This is a genomic window from Spirosoma endbachense (assembly GCF_010233585.1).
Classification (GTDB): domain Bacteria; phylum Bacteroidota; class Bacteroidia; order Cytophagales; family Spirosomataceae; genus Spirosoma; species Spirosoma endbachense.
Genome location: NZ_CP045997.1, coordinates 3,277,038 through 3,299,661 on the forward strand (window position 1 = coordinate 3,277,038; position 22,624 = coordinate 3,299,661).

At 48.3% G+C, this 22,624-nt stretch carries 19 protein-coding genes; 11 read left to right on the forward strand and 8 right to left on the reverse strand.

Translation table 11 applies throughout. From position 1 onward, the window contains the following. Window positions 1-77 precede the first annotated feature (77 nt). The 3 genes from GJR95_RS13035 (at window position 78) to GJR95_RS13045 (ending at window position 4,210) form a co-directional block, all read left to right on the forward strand. A complete protein-coding gene (locus tag GJR95_RS13035) occupies window positions 78-800 on the forward strand; it encodes a hypothetical protein (protein ID WP_162386278.1) in 723 nt (240 codons plus the stop codon). 192 nt (window positions 801-992) lie between these two features. Then, window positions 993-2,543, forward strand: a complete 1,551-nt coding sequence (locus GJR95_RS13040) for a DUF1800 domain-containing protein (protein WP_162386279.1) — start codon at window positions 993-995, stop codon at window positions 2,541-2,543. Window positions 2,544-2,644: 101 nt separating this feature from the next. After that, entirely contained in the window at window positions 2,645-4,210 is a 1,566-nt protein-coding gene (locus tag GJR95_RS13045; protein WP_162386280.1) for a DUF1501 domain-containing protein, read from the forward strand. A gap of 3 nt (window positions 4,211-4,213) precedes the next feature. On the opposite strand, the gene GJR95_RS13050 is transcribed toward GJR95_RS13045, so the two are convergent. Both GJR95_RS13050 and GJR95_RS13055 read right to left on the reverse strand, forming a co-directional pair. Continuing rightward, window positions 4,214-5,680 carry a dihydrolipoyl dehydrogenase family protein gene (locus GJR95_RS13050; protein ID WP_162386281.1) on the reverse strand — a complete coding sequence of 489 codons (1,467 nt, stop codon included), beginning with the start codon at window positions 5,678-5,680 and terminating at the stop codon, window positions 4,214-4,216. Window positions 5,681-5,750: 70 nt separating this feature from the next. Then, on the reverse strand, window positions 5,751-6,659 hold the full coding sequence (locus GJR95_RS13055) for an LEA type 2 family protein (protein ID WP_162386282.1): 909 nt from the start codon (window positions 6,657-6,659) through the stop codon (window positions 5,751-5,753). 182 nt (window positions 6,660-6,841) lie between these two features. Between GJR95_RS13055 and GJR95_RS13060 the strand changes: the two genes are divergently transcribed. Next, complete coding sequence (locus GJR95_RS13060) at window positions 6,842-7,480, forward strand: 3-keto-disaccharide hydrolase (protein ID WP_162386283.1); 639 nt, start codon at window positions 6,842-6,844, stop codon at window positions 7,478-7,480. Between the two features lie 86 nt (window positions 7,481-7,566). On the opposite strand, the gene GJR95_RS13065 is transcribed toward GJR95_RS13060, so the two are convergent. Then, window positions 7,567-8,580: an SMP-30/gluconolactonase/LRE family protein gene (locus GJR95_RS13065; RefSeq protein ID WP_162386284.1), complete on the reverse strand. Its 1,014-nt coding sequence runs from the start codon at window positions 8,578-8,580 to the stop codon at window positions 7,567-7,569. Between the two features lie 308 nt (window positions 8,581-8,888). Here GJR95_RS13065 and GJR95_RS13070 point away from each other — a divergent pair, with 308 nt between their 5' ends. From GJR95_RS13070 to GJR95_RS13080, 3 genes are all read left to right on the forward strand, one after another. Beyond that, complete coding sequence (locus GJR95_RS13070; protein WP_162386285.1) at window positions 8,889-9,248, forward strand: hypothetical protein; 360 nt, start codon at window positions 8,889-8,891, stop codon at window positions 9,246-9,248. A gap of 120 nt (window positions 9,249-9,368) precedes the next feature. After that, window positions 9,369-10,412, forward strand: coding sequence for a tRNA preQ1(34) S-adenosylmethionine ribosyltransferase-isomerase QueA (gene queA, locus GJR95_RS13075; RefSeq protein WP_162386286.1), 1,044 nt, complete (start codon window positions 9,369-9,371; stop codon window positions 10,410-10,412). Window positions 10,413-10,480: 68 nt separating this feature from the next. Then, window positions 10,481-11,164: a 2-C-methyl-D-erythritol 4-phosphate cytidylyltransferase gene (locus tag GJR95_RS13080; protein ID WP_162386287.1), complete on the forward strand. Its 684-nt coding sequence runs from the start codon at window positions 10,481-10,483 to the stop codon at window positions 11,162-11,164. Window positions 11,165-11,203: 39 nt separating this feature from the next. Here the strand turns inward: GJR95_RS13080 and GJR95_RS13085 are convergent, their stop codons facing one another. Next, the gene (locus tag GJR95_RS13085) at window positions 11,204-12,646 is read right to left on the reverse strand and encodes a pyridoxal phosphate-dependent decarboxylase family protein (protein WP_162386288.1); all 1,443 of its coding nucleotides are present in this window, start codon (window positions 12,644-12,646) and stop codon (window positions 11,204-11,206) included. 114 nt (window positions 12,647-12,760) lie between these two features. On the opposite strand from GJR95_RS13085, the gene GJR95_RS13090 reads away from it, so the two are divergent. The 4 genes from GJR95_RS13090 to GJR95_RS13105 all read left to right on the forward strand — a co-directional run bounded on the left by GJR95_RS13090 (window position 12,761) and on the right by GJR95_RS13105 (window position 17,501). Then, window positions 12,761-13,636 carry a LysR substrate-binding domain-containing protein gene (locus GJR95_RS13090; RefSeq protein ID WP_162386289.1) on the forward strand — a complete coding sequence of 292 codons (876 nt, stop codon included), beginning with the start codon at window positions 12,761-12,763 and terminating at the stop codon, window positions 13,634-13,636. Window positions 13,637-13,641: 5 nt separating this feature from the next. Continuing rightward, a complete protein-coding gene (meaB, locus tag GJR95_RS13095) occupies window positions 13,642-14,637 on the forward strand; it encodes a methylmalonyl Co-A mutase-associated GTPase MeaB (RefSeq protein ID WP_162386290.1) in 996 nt (331 codons plus the stop codon). A gap of 205 nt (window positions 14,638-14,842) precedes the next feature. Continuing rightward, window positions 14,843-15,913, forward strand: a complete 1,071-nt coding sequence (locus GJR95_RS13100) for a plastocyanin/azurin family copper-binding protein (RefSeq protein ID WP_162386291.1) — start codon at window positions 14,843-14,845, stop codon at window positions 15,911-15,913. 76 nt (window positions 15,914-15,989) lie between these two features. Beyond that, window positions 15,990-17,501 carry a PQQ-dependent sugar dehydrogenase gene (locus GJR95_RS13105; protein WP_162386292.1) on the forward strand — a complete coding sequence of 504 codons (1,512 nt, stop codon included), beginning with the start codon at window positions 15,990-15,992 and terminating at the stop codon, window positions 17,499-17,501. Here the strand turns inward: GJR95_RS13105 and GJR95_RS13110 are convergent. The 4 genes from GJR95_RS13110 to GJR95_RS13125 form a co-directional block, all read right to left on the reverse strand. Next, window positions 17,478-19,115: an ArnT family glycosyltransferase gene (locus GJR95_RS13110; RefSeq protein ID WP_232541175.1), complete on the reverse strand. Its 1,638-nt coding sequence runs from the start codon at window positions 19,113-19,115 to the stop codon at window positions 17,478-17,480. The two genes, GJR95_RS13105 and GJR95_RS13110, sit on opposite strands and share 24 nt — an antisense overlap. A 154-nt stretch (window positions 19,116-19,269) precedes the next feature. After that, window positions 19,270-19,653: a hypothetical protein gene (locus GJR95_RS42090; RefSeq protein WP_232541176.1), complete on the reverse strand. Its 384-nt coding sequence runs from the start codon at window positions 19,651-19,653 to the stop codon at window positions 19,270-19,272. 89 nt (window positions 19,654-19,742) lie between these two features. Beyond that, window positions 19,743-20,264, reverse strand: coding sequence for a hypothetical protein (locus GJR95_RS13120; RefSeq protein ID WP_162386293.1), 522 nt, complete (start codon window positions 20,262-20,264; stop codon window positions 19,743-19,745). An 803-nt stretch (window positions 20,265-21,067) separates the two neighbouring features. Further along, window positions 21,068-22,615 (reverse strand): SusD/RagB family nutrient-binding outer membrane lipoprotein, encoded by a 1,548-nt coding sequence (locus tag GJR95_RS13125; protein ID WP_162386294.1) that lies wholly within the window; start codon window positions 22,613-22,615, stop codon window positions 21,068-21,070. Window positions 22,616-22,624 lie beyond the last annotated feature (9 nt).

Below are 22,624 nucleotides of genomic sequence, written 5' to 3' on the forward strand. Positions count from 1 at the left end.
AACATTGGAGCCACCTTTTAGTCATTGTTTCCTTTGCAACATCGGGCCATTCTGCCGACACTAAATCAATCGAAACAATGCAACCAAATTTAGCTTATCTCGCCACCGAGCAACCTTTCTGGCTGTCTATTTGCTTCGCCATCATCACCGCGTTGACGTTAGCTGGTTTTGTTCGGGCTGTTCATCTGGCTAAACCCAGCTTAACGGTCGCCGTTTTTGCCGGGCTGTTTGTCTGGCTGTTCCTGCTTGGCCTGTTAGCTTTACAGGGCTTTTTTACAAGGCTCGGCCCAACACCACCCCGTCTTTTCCTGGCTGTTTTAGTTCCACTTCTACTGATTTCCGGATTGTTTGTTTCGGCGGGTGGCCGCCGGTTTCTGGATGCCTTACCCCTTTCGACACTTACTTATCTGAACAGCATCCGGGTATTGGTTGAGTTAATACTTTACGGCTTATATATCCATCATCAGATTCCAGAAATCATGACCTTCGAGGGTCGTAATTTCGATATTCTGGCTGGACTGACAGCGCCCGTCATTGCTTATTTTAGCTTCAATACACCCATTCTGCCCAAGCGATGGCTATTTGTCTGGAATGTGTGTTCGTTACTCCTGTTGCTCAATATCGTGATTCATGCGATGTTATCAGCACCATCCCCATTACAACAAATAGCCTTTGAACAGCCCAATATTGGCGTTCTGAAGTTTCCGTTTATCTGGCTTCCTGGCTTCGTTGTTCCAGTAATTCTCCTGGGACACTTCGTTTCTCTTCGGCAGCTTCGCGCTACTGTTTTCCGTGCTTAATCCATCCAGGCCAAATTGGCATCGCCTAAGTTAATACTATTAGACTATTGCCAACAAATAGTAGTCGAAAATAGAAATAAATTCAATTAACTAATTAAAAATCAATTAATTAACCCAAACAAACTAAACCCTTATCGTCGTATATTGTCATGGCTTTGCAGACCTATTCTAAAGACCTTACTCTTCTATGCCGTGGCTTTACTCGATGCGTATACGCAACCTCTGACAGCAGCACAAGTCGGCCATTTGCTCCGGCGAACGACGTTTGGCCCCACTCCCGAACAGATCAAAACCCTGACGGGCCAAACGGCCAACCAGATCGTTACCAAACTTTTGGCCGATCAACCAGCTCCTGACCCTCCGCTGGATCTCACAACCGGCAAAGTCTTTCACGACCAACCGTTCGACACGGTAAATGCGGGCAAACGAAATGTGTATATCAAAAACTGGTGGGCAAATCTTATGCTTAACCAGCCCGTTTCGGTACTTGAAAAAATGACCTTGTTCTGGTCAAATCACTTCGTGACCAATACGGCAACAGTCAATGACTATCGGTACATGTATCGATATAATACGTTACTCAGGCAACAGGCACTGGGAAATTTCAAGGCATTCACAATAGCCATTACGCAGGACCCGGCTATGCTCCGGTTTCTGAACGGAAATCAAAACGTAGTTGGAACTGCCAATGAAAACTACGCTCGGGAGCTTCAGGAGTTGTTTACCATCGGCCGCAAGGGTGGCTATACCGAAGATGATGTTCGGGTAGCGGCAAAAGTGCTTACTGGCTGGGCCGATATAGGCTATCGAGACGCGGTGAATGCCGCTATTAGCAGTACATTCCGGGCCAATCGGCACGATACGACGGATAAAACGTTTTCGGCAACCTATCAGAATACCGTCATCAAAGGGCGGTCGGTGGCCAGTGCCGGGCTGGATGAGTTGACTGATCTGATCGACATGATCCTTCGAAATGCGGAAACACCACGCTACATCTGCCGACGGCTCTATCTCTGGTTTGTTAATTCGGACATCACACCAGATATTGAAACAAACGTTATTCAACCCCTGGGCGACCTCTTCAGAAAAAACAATTTTGAGATCAAACCTGTATTGACTGCCCTGTTTCAGAGCCAGCACTTTTTCGATGAGAATTTGCGGGGTGCTCTCATCAAATCGCCAACCGATCTGGTTATGGGAACGTTGCGATTCTGGGGAATGCTGGCCCCCGACCCTAAGCAGAACATAACGGCTTTTTATCAGGTTGGCAATTACGCATACGCCCGTCTGAAAGAGCAGCAACAGGATCTGCTAGACCCACCAACCGTGTTTGGCTGGACGGCTTACTACCAAACGGGATATTACCAGCAGTGGATTAATTCAACAACATTAGGTCTGCGTGGCAGTTTCGGTGATTCGCTCACCAACGGGGCTTTAAAACTGGCGGGCAAACCTGTTGTCGATATACTGAGCTATGTCAAAACCCTGTCGGACCCAACCGATCCGGCTAAGCTGGTAAACGACATGACAGCCCAGCTATTAGCCATTCCGCTCGCCCAAACACTGAAAGATTTTCTGACCGATACGATCCTGCTCAACTCCATTCCGCGCTATGAATGGACCGGCGAATGGAACGACTATGTCAAAAATCCGAACGATGCGGCCAAGAAACAGGCCGTTCAACTGAAGCTGACCAATTTTCTACAGTACATTTTCCGCATGGCCGAGTATCAGGTAAGTTAATGATTGAATGATTGAGTGGCTGAATGATCGAATAGAAGAATCTCTGTCCAATCATTCAACCACTCAATCATTCAATCATTTAACCAGTCAATCATATCCTTATGAAACGTCGTAATTTTCTACAATATGCGGCCTCGTCGCTGGTGTTACCCGTTCTGATCGATGGCTATGGCGCAAAGGCGTTTGCCCGGCCATCGTCGTTCGTTCGGTCATTAATCAATCTGGCCAATCAGACCGACCGGGTTTTGATCATTATTCAGTTGCAGGGAGGGAATGATGGGTTAAATACGGTGATTCCGCTCGATCAAATGAGTGTATACACTTCGTCGAGCTTTCGGGGAAACATTGCTATTTCGGAAGCGAAGGCCCTAAAGCTGAAGAATTATTCGGGAACGGGCCTACACCCATCCATGACCGGTATGCAGCAGCTCTTTAATGACGGCAAACTAAGCATCATTCAGGGTGTATCGTATCCAACGCCCAATTTCTCCCATTTTCGGGCCAGTGATATCTGGATGACCGCTGTCGATTCGAGCCAGACTTCCACATCGGGCTGGGCTGGTCGCTACCTGGATAAACGGTTCCCTAACTTCCCGGATGCCTACCCGACCAGCGAGATGCCGGACCCGCCAGCTATTCAGATCGGTTATGTGACGGCCACAACCCTGCTTGGTCCAACCGACTCGATGGCCATTGTCCTTCAGGACCCGGATACATTTGCCCGGCTGGTTGGCGATAAACCAAACAATCCTACAAGCACCGTTCCGGGCTATGCCGGGCCGCAAATTGACTACATCCGCCAGCAACAGGCCAGTTCGGTTAGTTATGCCGGGCAAATCAAGACTGCCGCTGGAAAAGGGAAAAATCTGGCAACCTATCCAACCGGTAACGCACTTGGCGATCAGCTGAAAATCATTGCCCGGCTCATCAGTGGTGGTTTACAAACTAAAGTTTATTACGTTACACTGGGCGGTTTCGACACGCACGCCAGTCAGGTAGACGCTACCGACACAACCATTGGCACGCACGCCAACCTCCTCAAAACGCTCTCCGATGCCGTTCTGGCTTTTCAAACCGATTTAGGGAAATTGAAACTTGAAGATCGGGTAGTGGGCATGACGTTCTCCGAATTTGGTCGACGGGCGATCTCAAATGGCAGTCGGGGAACAGATCATGGCACCTCCGCCCCGATGTTTGTTTTCGGTACGGCAATCAAATCGCCATTGGTCGGTAAAAACCCAAACCTGAGTGATCTGGATAATAATAACCTGAAAATGCAGACTGATTTTCGCCAAGTCTATGCGGCTATTCTGACCGACTGGTTCGGCACCGACGCGACTACCGAAACCACAACGCTCCTGCGGGATTTTGCCGTAGCGCCTGTATTTCGGGAAACCGTCACGGCTATTGAACCAAGTCTCTCCGATGCCCGACTGTATCCCAATCCGGCATCGTCGGAAGTCGTTCTGGAGGCCGACGGAATCAGCCGAAGCCTACAATCGGTTGCGCTGACCGACGCCCAGGGACGCCTGTTGGTCCTCAATGCATCGCAACTAACTCCCGGTGCCATAAGGTTCAATGTTGGCATGCTGCCTACCGGTTCGTATGTGCTTCATGTGGCTACCAATCAGGGAACGCTGACCAAACGGCTGCTGGTAGCCCGGTAAGAATCAATAGAACCACTTTACGGCCTTCCTGACCACGCCTGGCAGATTGTCGGAAATATGATCGACCCAGATCGATTTATTTACACGGCTGGCCGTTGGGTAAGGATAAATTTTGTTAAAGAAATCGCCCGCGGTCAGCTTTTGCTGAACAGCCAGAATCAGTTCCTGCGCTAATTCTCCTGCATTAGGTGCTATCATGGTTCCACCTAAGATTTTGGTGCTGAATGGGTTGATACCTGTTGGTTCGGTAAACAGTATCAGTCTGGCATATTCGTAGTCTTCGATCACGGCACGATCATCGTGAGCGAAGTCATAATCGATGCGTTCGTAGCTGATTTTGCGCGTCTTTAGATCGTATTCTGACAAGCCGAACGTCACTACTTCCGGATCGGTAAACGTCACCCACGAGAAATGGTCGTAGCTCAATTTTTTATCGAGTACCTGACCGGGGGTAATAAAATTCGTAATCAACGTGGCCACGTGTAATTCGGCAGCATGAGAGAAATAACGCTGACCGGCGGGTAATCCGGCAGCGGCATCACCAGCCGCAAAAACATGTTCGTTGGTAGTTTGCAGGTAATCATTGAGTTTGATCTGTCCCTTATCATTTAGTTCGATACCCGCAGCAGCAAGGTTCAGGTCATCAAAATTGAACGTACGGCCAATAGCAACCAGTACAGCATCAAATTCGATCAGTTCCGTTAAGCCATTCTCCAACTGTAGTTCGACCGAATTCGCATCATGAAAGGCCTTGACTTTCCGATTCAGTTTAACGATCACGCCTTCTTCTGTCAGCCGTTTCTGCAGAAGATCAGACACTTCAGGTAGTTCTTTTGTCAAAATTCGCTCTTCTGCCCCCACAACCGTTACCTGGCTTCCCATCCGCTGAAATGCCTGACACAGTTCAATACCAATCGGCCCGGCGCCAACGATCAGCAACCGTTCGGGCAGCGTTTCGAGCGAAAAGATCGTCTCGTTGGTGTATAGTTTTACCTGATCGATACCAGTTGCGTTCAGCGTCTTTGGCTTTGAACCGGTACAGAGGACAATATTTTTGGCAGAAACCACCCGCGATCCGTTACCCCCGCTAATCTCAATGGTCTGTTTACCAACGAATCTGGCCGTACCCAATTCAACATCAAGTTCTTCGGTTTCGCGCAGGTAGGCGGCATTCTCATGAACGCGAATACTATCCTGACGCTCCCGTACATACTGCATTACGGCCGCCAGATCTGTCTTTCCTTCGGATTTCCACCCGAACGGTTGCGAGCGTTTAGCCGAATGAATCAGTCGACTAACGTGGATCAACGCTTTACTCGGAACACAGCCATCGTTCAGGCAATCGCCCCCAATTCGATGGTCATAACGGTCGATAAGCAGGACGTTAAAACCGAGCCGCTTCATGGCAATACTTACCCCCAGGCCCGCCGAGCCAGCCCCAATAGCAATAAGATCGTAATGTGATTTCATAAGTATGCAATCTGCTGACGCCTGCCTTTGTTCATCTAAAAGCAGTTGGTCTACGGCTTAAATGGCTTCATCATTTCTTCTTAAAATCATCCAATGTTCCTTTGATCGTTGCAATAAACTTGCTGTTTTTAAACATTGGATTATCATTTTTATCCAGAACCTTACACCGAAAATCAATTACATACGGCGTATCCTTTTTGTCGAAAAGCATCTTGGGCAACACGCTCAGGGTTTTCCCCGGCTTGCCGGTTACCGGAAATACGACGGGCGTAGTACTCTGCGCCTTGATCAGGATAGGTTCCGGCTGATCGCCCTCCGCAATCTGCTTTCCATCGATCGTGACCGTATAATGAGTGTCCGTAAAATTGTACGGAAATTTATTCTTATTCCTCACATTGACTTTCGCGGCTACATCCGCCCGCTTGAAGCCAAGTTTTCCGAAATCAATATCCTCAATCTTAATCGTTGGAATGTGATATGTCGGTAACCGTCGCTCGGTTGTGGCCGCAAAGATTTTTTCGCCCAGAATCGGTACATCGAGCGCAAAAGAAGCCCGTATTTTGTAGGTAGTACTGTCAATATTCCTGCGCTCCAGGGTTTCCAGCACCTTCGTTAGTTTCCTGCTAAATAGTTTGGCAGGCATGACAATGAGCGTGCTATCTCCTGATTTGACCTCAATCGGCTTTTTGTAGGAGTCAACGACCACGGGCGTATCGGCAATATAAAACGTATAGTCAAGCTGGCGTGCTTTAAATCCGACAGGAAGCGGATTGTCGACCAGCATATACATGTTCATCGTAATCGCATCGTCGCTGATGTCCGTAAAATCAAATCGACTAAGTTCCAGTCGGGGTTTGAGCGTATTATCGTAAGGGCCGTTCTCAGCGGCAGCGTTGCTTTTGAGTTTACTATACCAACTATACCCCCCGATTGCTCCGGCCAGCAATACGGCCAGGGCAATGATCCATCCTTTTTTCATAACGTGTCGCGAGTCGTGTAAGACAATGTAACGCTTGTTGGAAGCAGACTGTTTAACAGTCCATTTCCTGTCTGATCGTGTTGCGAACCGGAGTAGACCTGTTCATCTTTTTTACCGGCAAAAGAGTAAAGATTGACTCTTTTAATCTTACCTAAGTACTCCAAAACATGGCACTCTATCACATGAGAAAACTTTCGTTCATTCTGGCAATCGGATTAGCCGGAATTTTTATGAATCTGACCATTCGCCCGGCAGCCGATGGTTGGGTTAGCATTTTTGACGGCAAAACATTCAACGGCTGGAAAATCACCGAGGAGAGTCCAGCAACGTTCAGTGTTCAGGACGGCGCCATTGTTGTGGCAGGTCCCCGCGCTCACTTGTTCTATGAGGGTCCAGTCCATAATCACGATTTCAAAAATTTTGAGTGGAAAGCACAGGTCATGACAACGCCTGGCTCGAATTCGGGTATGTTTATTCATACAGCCTATCAGCCATCGGGCTGGCCGTCAAAGGGGTATGAAATCCAGGTGAACCAGAGTCACACCGACTGGCGTAAAACGGGTAGCGTTTATGGTCTTCAGGACGTAAAAGAGGTATTTGTAAAAGACAATGAGTGGTATACCGAACACATCATTGTGCAGGGCAAAAAAGTGACGATCAAGGTCAATGACAAGACGATCAATGAGTATATGGAACCCGACAGCATCAGTACGGGCAAGTCAATGAAAAAGCTTAGTACGGGCACGGTTGCGCTGCAAGGCCACGACCCGAAAAGCAAAGTCTTTTACAAGGACATCATGATAAAGGTTCTGCCCGATTGATCTGGTTAATAGCTAAAAAAGGGAATGGGTAATTGAGGTAGAATATTCACCTTAATTACCCATTCCCCGTTTTGTAGCTGACGTTTCTAATTCCCTCCTTCTCTCGGTTTGAATTGCTGAATACTATACTCATTCGCCTGTAGTTGATTGGGATTCTTAGCCGCTACGGCAGCATTTACCTCACCGATGCGGGCATTCAGCGTGAAAATCTTACCATTAACCTCTGCACTGGTCGTTGCCTGATCATAACCACTGGTGTCGGTCTCCACAACAGTGAATGTATTCCATCCATCGGAACTACGCACCCGCGAAACCCGATTGCGATTATTCACGATATACAACTCGTTGTTATAGAGAACCATACCATCGGCATTGAGCAATGTTGGGCCGGTTATCTGCTGAGGGAGGGTCGGCTTATTCAGATCAACCCGGTATAGGCTCCCTTCGTTGGATTTGGCCACAATCAGAAATTTGTCGGGATGATAGACAATGCCATTCAGATTAAAGCCCTGATTTCCAGCAAACAAGGGAGAATTGACCAGTATGCTGGGTTGGGTTGAATCGGCGGGGACTTTATAAATCACCGGGGAAAACGAGTCTGTCACGTACGCATTTCCGCTAGGGTCAAAAGCTATATCATTGGCAAAATGAGCAGAATTCGGGAACCACTGGGTCAGATCGACCCGCTTGATATTTTGACCTGTGGCAAGATCATACACAAACAAGCCTGCTGTTTTGCCTGTCGTTTCTGGCTTACTCTTGGTTGATACGCCCAAATCACCATTGCAGACATAGAGTTTACCTTCCCGTACTTTAATGCCAATCGCACTGATGAGCATCGCATCATCAGCAATTGGGCTTATATCGATGTAGCGACCATTCTGATCGACCGTTCCAACTTTTCCCTGAGTGATTGAACTGACTAGAAATTTATCGAGCGCGGGCGAATAAGCAACCCCTTCCGGGTACTGTCGATTAGCCGAAAACTGGATACGGCCGGGAAAAACCGACGCGTTAAATTCAGGATCCAACGTATTGCAGGCCGATAGGCAACTAACTAATGTAAGCAGTCGGCAGGCTCTTTTGACGAAACTATTCATTGGCATAAGATCTTACAGACGGTCAATCAATTCATACGTTCATGCTACTTACAGACTAACTGTTCATTTTTTACATATAGGACTTTCGGTTGAGTTTGGCTCCCCGAAAAAGTCTAATTATATACCGAAGCCTGATCCCGCTAATCTTTTACTCAACTGTGCAAGATTGAGGCCAATCGATACGATCGTGATTACAAAAACTATCCCTTCGTTTTTGTGTTCTATATATACCAGGTCTTTCGCTCAGAATCGTGCCATGGCAACGCTTTTGAGCGAAAAGCCTACTAAAAATAACTCCTTACAACGCTATGAACCATTTTGAAACCCTTACTGAAGCGATGGAGGACCTGCGCAGCCGTGGCTACACGCATGAGTTTGCTCCTAAGAAAGATTTTCTGGTCGAACAAAGCACCGAAACCAAACTACGCGGTGAAGAATTTAACGTAGACGAATTTCACCGTTTCGAAGGCACGTCCGACCCCGGTGATGAAATGACCCTGTATGCCATTACGACGAATGGCGGCCTGAAAGGTGTGTTTGTTTCGGCACAGGGGACTTATGCCAACGAAGTGTCGTCTGAATTGATGGCAAAGTTCAATATAACCGACCGCCGGGAGGTAAATACACAAGGTTCTGTTGAGCCAATTGCGCATTTACCAGCAAGCTGATAAATGTTTTTGATCATATTTGCAAGAAAACAACCCGGAACATGTCAAATTTTCCGGGTTTTACACTATATTTGCGGCCTTTACACAAAAACGCGCTGTTCTTTTCCGTACTGATACGCCATGAAGTTATCCGAGTTTAAATTTGATTTGCCCGAAAGTTTAATTGCCAAATACCCAGTTGAGCGGGGTGAATCACGGTTAATGGTTGTTGACCGTAAAACAAAAACCATTGAGCACAAGCAGTTTTCGGATATACTGAGTTATTTCAGTGACGGCGACGTGATGGTCATCAACAATACAAAAGTATTTCCGGCAAGATTATACGGCAATAAAGAAAAGACTGGTGCTAAAATCGAAGTTTTTTTGCTGCGTGAACTCAACCGTGAGATGAAGCTCTGGGACGTATTAGTCGATCCAGCCCGCAAAATCCGCGTTGGGAATAAACTCTATTTCGGTGATAGTGATCTGGTAGCCGAAGTGATCGACAATACAACATCGCGTGGCCGTACGATCCGGTTCCTCTTCGATGGCAATCATGAAGAGTTCATGAAAGCAGTTGATGAACTGGGCGAAACCCCACTTCCCCGCGAGATCAATCGCGACGCTGAGCTTTCTGACCGCGATCTTTACCAAACGGTTTTTGCTGAACATGTTGGTGCGGTAGCCGCCCCGACAGCTGGTTTGCATTTTACGCGAGCCATGATGAAGCGGATGGAAATTAAAGGCATTCATTTTGCCCCCATCACCTTACACGTCGGCCTGGGCACATTCCGTCAGGTTGACGTTGAAGACCTCACCAAGCACAAAACCGACTCAGAAAACTATCGTATTCCCGAAGATGCGGCTCAGATCGTCAATACGGCCCTCGATGGCGGCAGACGTGTTTGTGCAGTTGGCACTACGTCGCTTAAAGCCATTGAATCGTCGGTATCGGCCAATAGCCGCCTGAAGCCCGTAGAAGGCTGGACAGATAAATTTATCTTTCCTCCCTACGACTTCAAAATTGCAAACTCATTGCTGACCAGCCTGCACCTGCCAGAGTCGATCCTGATTATGATGACCAGTGCATTCGGTGGACATGAACTGATCAAACACGCTTACGAAGTAGCAATCAAAGAAAAATATCGCTTTTTCAGCTACGGCGACGCGATGCTGATTCTTTAAAACAATTAGTTGGTGAGTCAATCACCTGATAAGTACTTTTGAGGGGCTTTATGGCCCCTCATTTTGTTATGACGAATTCAGGCACCAACGCGCCAAACCATCATCATTTTGCGATTATTGTTGCCGGTGGAAGCGGCAGCCGGATGAAATCCGATGTGCCGAAGCAGTTTCTATTGCTCAACGGAAAACCCATTCTTCAACACACACTCGAACAGTTTCTGGCCGTAATTCCGGCTTCCCGGATCATTCTGGTACTCCCTGCCCGCGATCAGATGATCTGGTCAGCCCTCTGCGACCAACATAATTTTCATCCTTCAATACAGATCGTTACGGGTGGAGCCACTCGTTTTCAATCCGTTCGTAACGGGCTGGCTGCCATTGAGGTCGATGAAGGATTAGTTGCTGTTCACGACGGTGTCCGGCCGTTTATTACGCCGGATATTATTAGTACCAGCTTCGAGACGGCTGCCCAAACGGGATCGGCCGTGACCTGCGTACCCGTGAAGGATTCGGTGCGAGTTGTTGAGCCAGACGGAAGTAGCAAGGCTGTTGACCGAAGTCTGTATCGCCTGATACAAACTCCTCAAACCTTCCAGCTGGGTTTATTCCGGCAAGCGTTTAAGGTAGAGGAACAACCATTTTTTACCGATTGTGCCAGCGTAATGGAATATTCTGGCTTCCCGATTACGCTCATCGAAGGGTCGTACGAGAATATCAAGATCACAACACCCGACGATTTGAGAGGGCGTTAACCGAACGGAGCAAAAAGGAGCCGATGAGACCTGACCAGCCTAAAGGTTAGCGCAGTAATCACTACTCATATCGTGAATCTGCTCAAGCAACCCCTCCAGTTGAACGTCTGTTGTTAGCGGGTTCATCAGCGATACCCGCAGGTAAACCCGCCCTCGTAATGTCGTTTGTACGATGTAAAAGCGGCCATCTTTCAACAACCGATCGCGGAGTTGCGTATTCAGTGCATCGAGTTCGTCGGACATAGGCTCACCGCCAACATAGCGAAAACAGACGATATTGCTTTCTGGCTCAACAGCGAGTTCGAAGTCAGGCCGGTGTCGTACCAGATCGGCAAAACGCCGTGCCAGCCCGTAAAGTGTTTCGACATTGGCCGTGAAGATTTCCTCACCATACGTTCGTAAAACGGTATAAACTTTCACGCTCATCATCAGTTTGGTACACTCAAAAGCCCGCTTACCTGAATTGAACCAGTCTTTTGCGGTGGCATCGGCCCAGAGGTACTGTGCTTTTTGCTGAAATGTCTGATACGAGTCGGCGTCACGTTGGTAAAGAACTGCTGTCACCAGCGCGGGGATCATCATCATTTTGTGGAAATCGACCACTACTGAATCGGCACGTTCGATACCCTGAACCAGCAATCGGTATTTATCCGAAAGAACGACAGCCCCACCATGCGCCCCATCGACGTGGAACCATAACTTGTGTTTCTGACAGAAATCGGCGATGGCTACCAGATTATCGTACGAGCCGGTCGAGGTTGAGCAGGCGCTACCCACAACGGCAAAAACCGTTAATCCAGCTTCCTTTGCCTGCTCCAGATAGTTCTCCAGCAACTCGGTTCGCATCTGAAAGCGATCATTTGTCGGAATTTTGATAATGCCTTCGCTACCGAGTCCCATAATTCGGGCGGCCCGGTCTACACAATAGTGGGCTTCTTCAGAAACCATAATCGCTAACCGGGTTGTATGCCCTGCTTCCCAGACGTCTGTTGGGGCCGTTACGGCTCGGGCGGTGAGCAGGGCTGTCAGGTTTGCGAGGGTTCCTCCCGAAGTTAGCACCCCACTGGCATCATTGCCAAAATTCATTTTCCGGGCGAGCCACTGGGTTACAATGCGTTCGAGCGCGTTGGCCGTCATCCCCATTTCGTATACGGCCATCCCGTTATTAAGCAGGCCGGTCAACAGACCGGTTAGTGCCGCCAGCGGTAGTGGCGGGGCAACCTGATGCCCCATAAATCGTGGATTGTGTAAATGAATGGATCGCTGCACGATGTCGGCCAGTAAAGGCAACGGATCAGCATTGGCTGGCTTCTGAAAATCGGCTTTCCAGTAGGCCAATTGTTCATCGGGTTCAGCATAGGGCAAAACGGCTTGTTCGGCCTTTCCAACTGTATCGAGATGATCTGCCAGTAGATCGACCAGCGCGTGTGCCTGGTGGCGAAATGTCTCGGAAGAGTAAGCAGCAAGTAATGAATCATTCATGGCATTAGCTACCTGACTGGGGCTTTGTTGGTGTCATTCTTCGAGCAAAAGAAGAACTTAATTTTGATACACGGAAATGCTTAATTTTGATAAATTGATAGCAGAATCGCATCAGTGGACATTTATCAGCTCAAGCATTTTCTGGCCTTAGCCAGTACACTAAATTACCGGAAGACTGCCGAGAACGTCTTCATTGCCCAACCTGCCCTGAGTCGACAGATTCAGCAGTTGGAGCGTGAAGTTGGTGCCTTATTATTCAAGCGCGATAAACGCAACGTTGCATTAACGCCGGCGGGCATCTATCTTCAACAGGAAGCAGGTCGTTTGATTGAACAACTGGAGCAGGCTTTTCGACGAACGGCACAAATTCATCGGGGCGAAGCGGGCGAGATTCGGATTGGCCATGCCAGTTCGGCCATGCAGTCAATTCTGCCGAAGTTACTGGTCAGTATTCGCGAGAAAACGCCTGATCTGCGGGCAATCCTGATGGAGACGCCCAATCGCTTTCAGATGGAAGCACTCCTGAATCGGGAAATAGACGTAGGCTTTTCGCCTAACATCATTGCTCCACCAGCCATCAGTAGCCGAGTTGTTTACACAGAGAACTTCGTGGTGATCTTGCCTGAAAATCATCCTGTAAGCCCGGAATCCTTTTCGGACCTGTCTGTTTTTGCCCACGACTCATTTATTTTGCCACCCCAGTCTGAAGGGAGTGGCTATGTCGAAAGCATTCAGGCGATGTGTCAGCAGCATGGTTTTCTGCCGCATATTGCCTATGAATCGGCTTACTCGGGGACGGTTTTACGGCTGGTAGAAGCAGGTATGGGTATTTCTATTGAACCGATGTCAGCATTGCGTGGTCAAAATCTTCGGCTCAAAACCATTGACTTAATCAACGTATCCCAGAAAGCAGAAATGCATATGCTATGGCTTACCGAACGTACCACCGAGCTCCAACCATTTTTTACCTTAGTCGACCAGATTTTATAACGTACATGCGTAACCGACTATCTTCCGATCAATACGCTACTGGTATTCTGGCCGGCGATCGGCTTCTTTTGAGCCGGGCTATTACGCTCATAGAAAGCCGACGCTCCGACGATCAGGCCCTGGCACAGGAGGTGCTGGCAAACGTAGTCGCTCAAACGGCCAGTTCACGCTCCGAATCATCCATTCGTGTCGGCATTACGGGTGTACCTGGTGTTGGTAAAAGCACATTCATCGAAGCCCTGGGTAAACACCTGACCGAACTTGGCCATCGACTGGCAGTGCTGGCCGTTGACCCCACCAGTCAACGCTCGGGCGGGAGCTTACTCGGTGACAAAACCCGCATGGAAACGTTGTCCATGAATCCAGATGCTTACATTCGTCCTTCGCCAGCAGGCGACTCGCTGGGGGGTGTAGCGCAACGCACGCGCGAGACCATTCTTTTGTGTGAAGCCGCCGGATTTGACATTATTTTGGTTGAAACGGTGGGCGTAGGTCAATCCGAAACGGTTGTTCATGGCATGGTCGATTTCTTTCTGCTGTTAATGCTGGCAGGGGCAGGCGACGAACTCCAGGGAATGAAACGTGGCATCATGGAGCTAGCCGATGCACTGGCCATTACCAAAGCCGACGACGATAATATAGCGCACGCCCGGCGTGCCCAGGTCGATTACCAGAATGCCTTACATCTCTTCCCGCCTACCGGTACAGGCTGGTTTCCACCCGTACTGACCTGCTCTGCCCTGACTGGCGATGGCATAGCAGCCATCTGGCAAATGATTCTGGAATACCAGCAGCTATCCACAGCGAATGGCTATCGTAAACAACGGAGACAGGAACAGCAATTAACCTGGTTTCGCTCGTTAATCCAGCACGAACTAAATGCCCGGTTTTACGCCCAGGCAGGCATGCGCGAGCGGCTGGAAACCATCGAAAATAAGGTCAAAGCAGGCACCTTGCTACCCGTTCCGGCCGTACAGACTTTGCTGGATTCCAGCCTTTAGCGGGCTGTATTTGACTGATTGTAGCGTAAGTAATGAAATAAAAATATCGATTAGCCAAACCGAATGGCCAAACATATAATTTACTGGTAACTAGATCATTAACTACTTTAGAGAAGTAACCCGTTAACTGCTGCGCAACGACTATTCACCGCGAACCGCCTATCGACGACAGCAACCTGCTTACTTCTTTTTTATTTTTACAGTCATGCACAGATTTCTATTCCTTGTTAGCTTTCTGCTAACAACTCTGGCGGCTTCTGCTCAACGAGATACATTGATCACCATCTCCTCATCGGGCGGCCTACAGTTTGACCAGAAACGTCTTGTTGTTAAACCTAATACGCGCCTGCGGCTCATTTTTCAGAATAAAGATGACATGGCCCATAATCTCGTTGTAACGCGGCCAAACTCGCGTCTGCGGGTGGTTGAGTTTGCCCTTGCTCTGGGCGCTAAAGGGCCGGCTCAGCATCATGTACCGATCATGGATGATGTGCTGGCGCATACAACGAGCATTGAGCCGGGCAACACCGACTCACTCACCGTCACCCTGGCCGAAGGGGCTTATCCGTTTGTATGTACCTACCCCGGACATGGTTCGATCATGTATGGCGTCATTTACGCAACAAATCAGCCGAAACTTCTCCCCGCTCCCGAAACGGATCGCAATCTACCGAACCCCGAACGGACAGCCGAAGCGGCCCATCATCATGCGGCAGAGTCTGGCCACCCTTACTCTTTACAATTACCTGCTGTGTACCGAACATTCATGCCCGATTGCGGCCCGGCAGCTATTGCGGTAGGTTTACCTGACCCTGAAGGTGGTCAGTCTTACGTGTTCGATGCTGGGCAGTGCCGGTTGCGCTATGCCTGGTCGGGTGGATTTGTGGATAACACAGAGCAGTGGGATGGCAAGGGGCAACGATTTACGAAACTGGTTGGCGACATCTATTTTCGGGATACGGGTGGTTTTCCCTGGAAAATCGGTACTACAAAGCAGAAAGTACCCCAATTTAAAGGCTATCGATTGATCAACCGATATCCTGAGTTCCGGTATATCGTAAACGGTGTCGAAATTCGGGAATTGATTAAACCTATGGCGAGTGGACGGGGGCTTGTCCGAATCTTTACGCTTAGTCCATCAAAACAGTCCGTCACTTTTGTCACTACGTCCCAGCCGGGCATCCGTTTCAAACCCTCAGTCGGTCGAGTGCAGAACGGAGCGATTCAGCTACCCAACGGAACGCGTCAGTTCTCTCTAACCGTATCAACACTCTAAACCTACAGATGAGGTAGGTCATTAGCATTAGAATGGCTGTATAGCCGCTTGTATACCTCCAGCACCCTGCAAAACCATGCTTGCTACCCTTCTTCTCTCGGCTCTGCTTGTTTCCTCGGCACCGGCTGACACCATAACTGATTATTACGAAGTCGAAACCATTCCTACGCCACCAGGTCTGGTTGCTGAAACAGGTGGTTTGTCATTTTTGCCGGATGGGCGACTGGCGGCTTGCTTCCATCGGGGTGAGGTAATGCTTTACAACCCAAAAACAAAGGTCTGGAAACTCTTCGCCGAAGGTTTACACGACCCCCTGGGCGTTGTTGCCGTTAGTAATAATCAGCTATTAGTTATTCAACGGCCTGAACTGACACGCATCACCGACACAAACGGCGACGGTCTGGCCGATCAATACGAAACCGTAACGGATCAGTTCGGCATGTCGGGTAATTATCATGAGTTCGCGTTTGGACCCGTGCGCGATGCAAAAGGGAATCTATACATCAGCCTCAATACAGCGTCGAATGGCGCTGGTATCCGCGACGAAGTACGGGGACAGTATGACGCGCTTGGGCGACAGGGACGAATGTATGCCTGCGTGCCTTATCGGGGCTGGATTATGCAGATCACGCCCGATGGCAAGGTAAAGCCCTATGCCAGTGGCTTCAGGTCGCCTAATGGCCTTGGATTCGACGCACAGGGTAGACTATACGTTACCGATAACCAGGGCGACTGGCTCGGAACCAGTAAGTTATACCACGTTGAAGAGGGCAAATTCTATGGTCATCCGGCGAGTCTGGTCTGGCGGCCTGGGTTCCCGGACATTGACCCACTGACATTGTCCCTAAAAACCCTGGACAGCATGCGAACGGTTGAATCAATTTCTTTTCCGCATGAGGTCATGGCTCACTCGCCAACGCAACTCGTTATGGATAATACGGAAGGAAAATTTGGCCCCTTCGCCGGACAACTCTTTGTGGGTGAAATGGATTTTTCGCGCCTTATCCGCATACTACCCGACGAAGTGGACGGGCAAATACAAGGGGCCTGCATTCCATTCTATGACAAGGCTGGAGGAAAAATTCCGCTTCGGATTGGCAATAACCGGCTTGCTTTCGCACCCGACGGCAGTTTGTGGCTTGGCCAGACCGATCACGGGTGGCTTGGAGACCGGGGCATTCAGCGAATCCGATATAAGGGTGCAGCCGCTGGCGTTCCACTAGACATTCTGGGTATGAAGTTAACGACCACCGGTTTCGATCTGACATTTACTCAACCGCTTGATGAAGCAACGGCCCGTGATCTGGCTAACTATCGATTCAAGAGTTATTTTTATGAATACCATCGAGCCTACGGTTCACCGCAAATGGATGTTCATACGGTAGCCGTTTCGGCAGTTAAACTATCCACCGACCGTAAAACGGTCTCTCTTACGCTCGATGAGTTGAAAGCCAGCCGTATTTATGAGCTGAATTTAGGCAGTTTACTGGCCAATAATGGGCAGAAGAAATTAGCGAATCACTTGATTTGCTATACACTAAATCGGCTGGTTAAAGACGACGCTTCATCGGTCCGTAAAACGCACTAATCGGGCGGGATGGCGGTCAAACAAACGCATCGTGTCGATGGCCTCGTAACGTTCACCCAGCAGGCTAACCGAATCGGCGATATAATACACATTGGCCATTTTACGATCCGTCTTTCGTAGAATCTGTCCTCTAAGCGCAGCAATGTGAAAAGAATTTACATCCGTTGCTCCGGTACTGCCAATCGTTTCCCGGTAGCCATACAACGGCGTACCGATCGTTTTTCTGGCAATACGTTCCGATTCATTTTTATAAAACTGTCGGGACGCCAGCCGACCTGGCAAGGCAATCCAGTTGATTCCGATTCGTACCACAACCATCACCAGCAACATACGCCCGAGCCGGTTTTCGGTATCCTGCCACAACCACCAGGTGCTGGCCGACAGCAGGATAAAAACGAGACCCGTTTTCCAGATTATGCCATCGACTACGCGCGTTTTTGGGTGAAAAATGGCTACCCAGCAGCCTATAGTAACAATACCTGTTAATACCAGCCAAATCCATTCGACCCATTTGCGTGGCGAATGAGCTGGCGTACTTTTTTCGTAATAGAAGTAGGCTAACACCGTAAACAAAAGTGGCAACAAGCCGATAAGGTAACGTGCATAGACCTGTGGTGATGACCAGTAAACCAGCACATTGGCCAGAAATATGATCGCATTAAACGCAATGAAGGGCTCAGCTTTAATCTGATCCAGACTACCCCGACGAAAAAGCAGACAGATCAGTAAAAGATAGGGCACAAAATGATAAATCATCTCAAACGGAAACGTCAACAGATGGAGCAGCGTCTCCCCTACGCCAAATGTAACTACTGTGCGTTTTGTACTTTCGTCGAACAAAACGCTGGCTACGTTTTCCAGCGGTATCTGATTTCGGCTAAAATAAGCGACGTAGTAACTTCCTGTAATGACGAGAAATAAGCCAATACCTACAAAATGAGCAGGATGCCACAACCGTCGGAACTGGCGGGTATAAACAAACCAGCTTAACAGGGTAAACCCTTGAAATACAACCGATGGCAAGCCTTTTGTCAGAAAACCAAGGGCTGTCAGCGTGTAGGTGGCCAGAAACAAGGCCCAATAGTTACGGCGTTGATCAAAGTGGTAAACCAGCATCATTGCCGAATAGGTCAACCAGGCAAAGGGGATGTCAATTGAACTCCAGAGCGAGTCATAAATCAGAACCCGGCCATTCGTCAGCACCATCATCGCAACAACGAAAGCGACCATAGATGACCGATCAGCGCGAACGGGCATGTATCGCCGTACGAAACCGAATATCGTCAGGCCAAACAGCAACAAGGCAGCTACCATCGGCAGCCGCAGCGTAAACGACGAGTAATTGCCAAAGAGCTTATAAGAAGCGATAATAATCCAGTTGTAAAGCGGTGGTTTATTGAAGTACAATTCACCGTTCAGGGTTGGGGTAATGTAATCGCCCGACAGCATCATTTCGAGCGCTACCAATGCCCGGCGCGGCTCGTCAGAACTCGTATCAAGTGGCAGGTAACCCAGATGTGATAGTAAAGCGATCAGCAACAGGCCAACTGTCAATGCAGGCCAGCGAATCAGGTAACGAAACCAGGAAAGATGAGTTACTGAATTATTGACCACAACTACATTGAGTTTAAATTTCTACCACAAAAAAAAGGCGAACCGATGGTTCGCCCTACATTTCCCTTAAAATTAATCCTTATGAATTTCCCAGAGTCCGGTCTGGCTCATCGGTCCGGCTTATCGGAACTGAGCCTTCCGACGTGCTACGGTTTCAGTCAGCATCGGCTACTTTTTCGGAATCCGATACTGTAGTACCGTTCGTTGGCTGCTGGTAGGCCGTCATGGGATTGTCTTCGTCGGTTGATGCGTCGTCGGCATCGACAGACAATGGCGGCTGCCCCCATGACGCCCGCTTTGCTTCTTCTACATCTGCGGCAGTGGGCTGATCACCCTCGGTAGCCGCCCGTGCTTCGGCTTCCTCAACATCACTCGGCACATCTGTATCACTACTGGATGCTACCCGGGATGGCAATTCGTTGTCCAGGTTCTTATCGTTCAGTTGTGCCAATTCAGGAGCAATGCCCATTGTATTGTGCATCTGCTGAGCAGCATACGACTCCGTGCTTTCTTTGCGGCTTTTACTACTTACGCTCATAACGTTGTTGGTTTAGTGTTGAGTTAGTAATTTGATCGGTAATCTGCCCAATCGCGGACACATCACGTAATCAGTATTCGTTGACTAGATCAGTAAGTTGGCTGATTATTAAGATCGGTCCCCGTCTGCGCAATATCGTTATCGGTTTCCTCCTGTGAGTCATCAGTAGACTCATCAGCTTTTGTTGTATCGTTCTGTTTCTTAGCTTCTTTCTGTGCTTCAGGAGTATCTACCTCGTCGGCAGAGGCATAATCGTCGGGTCCGCTCGTAGTTACATCGACCATAGCCGTGTTTGTTTTTTCCTGACCGCCAACCGCACTATCGATGCCCTCCTGCGTCACCTCCATGGTACTGTTATCCTGATCGCCCATGCGCAGAATACCATTTTTACCATCCATATCCGTACTTCCGATGGCACGATCATTGCGGCCATTCTGCCCGCCACGAACCTGCTGACTATCCAGACCGTTGGCTGAGTTTTCCTGCTCGTATTGGTGTTTATTATCCTGTTCGCGCCGATCGACATCGGCGTCATCCGAACCAAAAGGGCCTTTGGTTCGTCCGTTAATTTGCGCATCGTCGCGCTTTACGTCTTTCGTGTCGTTTTCCATGGCGTTGAGTACTATTTGTGTTTAGAATAACTTGTATTTTCCGAAAAGGTTTGTCTTTCAGATCGCTGATACGCCGGTAAGTAGGAGCCATTTTCAGCAAAACGCCCTTTCCCATAATTAGACCATATGGTTAAAAAATAAGATATTTTCGCTATGAATTAGTAACTACCGCTTAGTAAATACTACGCATTCCTATTACCATAAACAAATAATAATTCTATTTAATAGAAGAATAGTTATTCTATTTGTAAACCATTTAGTGGCCTGCCATGTACTCAGGGACTTTATTTATTCGGCGGTATGTTAGTCTGTTAGAAAGGATAAGTTCTTTGTAGCCGCATATACCCTATCTCAATGGCCAAATCGATTCGGCCATCGGGTAAGTTGCTTCGATCAAGAATAATTTAATAGTTGGATAAAGCGTAATGCGAAAAACGGGCTGACATTGTCGGCTCGTTTTTTTGTTTTTTACTCAATCAGCCTAGCCGACCAGCCACCATGATGAGGGTAGCCTGACCGAACTCGCGATTCTATTATTTCTAAAAACACTGCAATAATAAAGCCAGAATTGCTACTTACTTTATTATCAGTTAATTTTTAATCAGTATAAATTGGGTAGTTCTGAAGTTAATCAAATAAAGCAGGAAACATCATTATTGACTACAAAATTGGCATCACGACACCCGCCTAAATCGGTCAAATTCTGGTCTGTTGCCGACTAAACGGCTGTAAATAGGTTTTGGCATAAAAAAAGGAGGTTCATCAAATCGATGAGCCTCCTTTCAGAAAACGATCCGGATCGTTTAGTCTACGTCCCAGAACAGTTTCGTCGCAAATGCGTCAATGTTGCCCTGAGCAGTTACGTTGGCTGTATTTGAACCAGACTCCGTATTTGGGTAGAAAAACCGCACTGGACGTTTGTTGTCAGGCACCTGAATACTTTGCGGAATAACCGGCAGGTTCGTCCGTCGGTATTCAGCCCAAGCCTCCAGTCCATTGAAGTTGACAAATGAGATCCATTTCTGAATAGCTATCGCAGCCAATTTATCAGTCGATGCATCCCAGTCATAGTTTTGGATTTTGCTACCCTTAAAAGCCGCAGCACCGGCCGTATTGGCCCCCAGCACGCGGAAGGACTGAACAATGCCTTCTTCAAAGTACGCTTTCGCTGTATTAGGTAGTGTTACATCAGTAAAGCGCTGTTTCGCTTCTGCCAACAGGAATTGCACTTCAGAGGCTGTCATAAGAATGTAAGGACGGTTATATTCCCCTTTCACGATCAGACTTGGCCCCAGAGAGGTTGTATTGGCTGGTAAGTAACCCGAGCTGGCCCCAAACGGCGTTCCTGAGTAATTGGCAGCAACTTCTTTGAGGGTACTTACGCCGGGCGTACTGGAATTCTCACCGCCATTGGCATAGGCAATCCGCTTCAAACGTAGAGTATCACCAGATGCTTTGAGGCTATTGACGAGAAACTGCGTTAAGCGCGGATAGTTATTAAGGGCTCGTTTAGCTCCATTAGCGTCATAACCCCAGCGGTCGTATACAGGATTTAGTTTCCCGGCTGTCGCTAAAAAGAACGAAGGCCCCCCAACCGTAACCTCTGATGCCGTAATAAAACCAGAACCCTCGGTAACAATCTTATTAACTTCAGTTTTGATATACGTATCGCGCCCTGAAACTTTAGACTGACGGATAAGAATCCTCATTTTGAGGGAGTTGGCAAATTGAACCCATTTGGTAATATTACCAGCGAAGACAATATCGGACCCCGTAAAAGCACTGGCGAAGGCATTGGCTTTTAAATCCGTAATAGCCTCGTCTAACAAGGCAATAAGCGATTCGTAGACCGCTTTCTGATCATCGAATTTCGGGGCCAGTGACGTTGTCGCTTTCAATGCATCAGAATACGGCAGGTTCCCATACATGTCGACCAGATGCTGATACAGCATGGCTTTCATGACTTTTGAGGGGCCTTTCAGATACTTCTGGCTATTAGCGTCAGCATTGTCGATTACAAACTGGTAATCCTGCAAATTATCATAGTATGGGTCCCAATAGTTGAAATCGCCATTGGTAAATTGATAGGCGAATTGAGCCGTATTGATGATATACCCATTGCCCTGCGTCCATTGGCCGGACCAGTAGAAACCGATCTCGCTTGATCCCTGCCCATCCGTATTTCCAGCAATATTTCTGGCTGACGTATTCAGGGCATTTGTAAAGACAAAGCTCGGTGAAGCGGTTGGCAACTGATTCGGATTGGTGTTAACGTCCAGATATGATTTTGGATCACAGCTCGTACCAATCACGGCCACTAAAGCGGCTATAATTATTGTTTTGAATTTCATGTCAAGTCA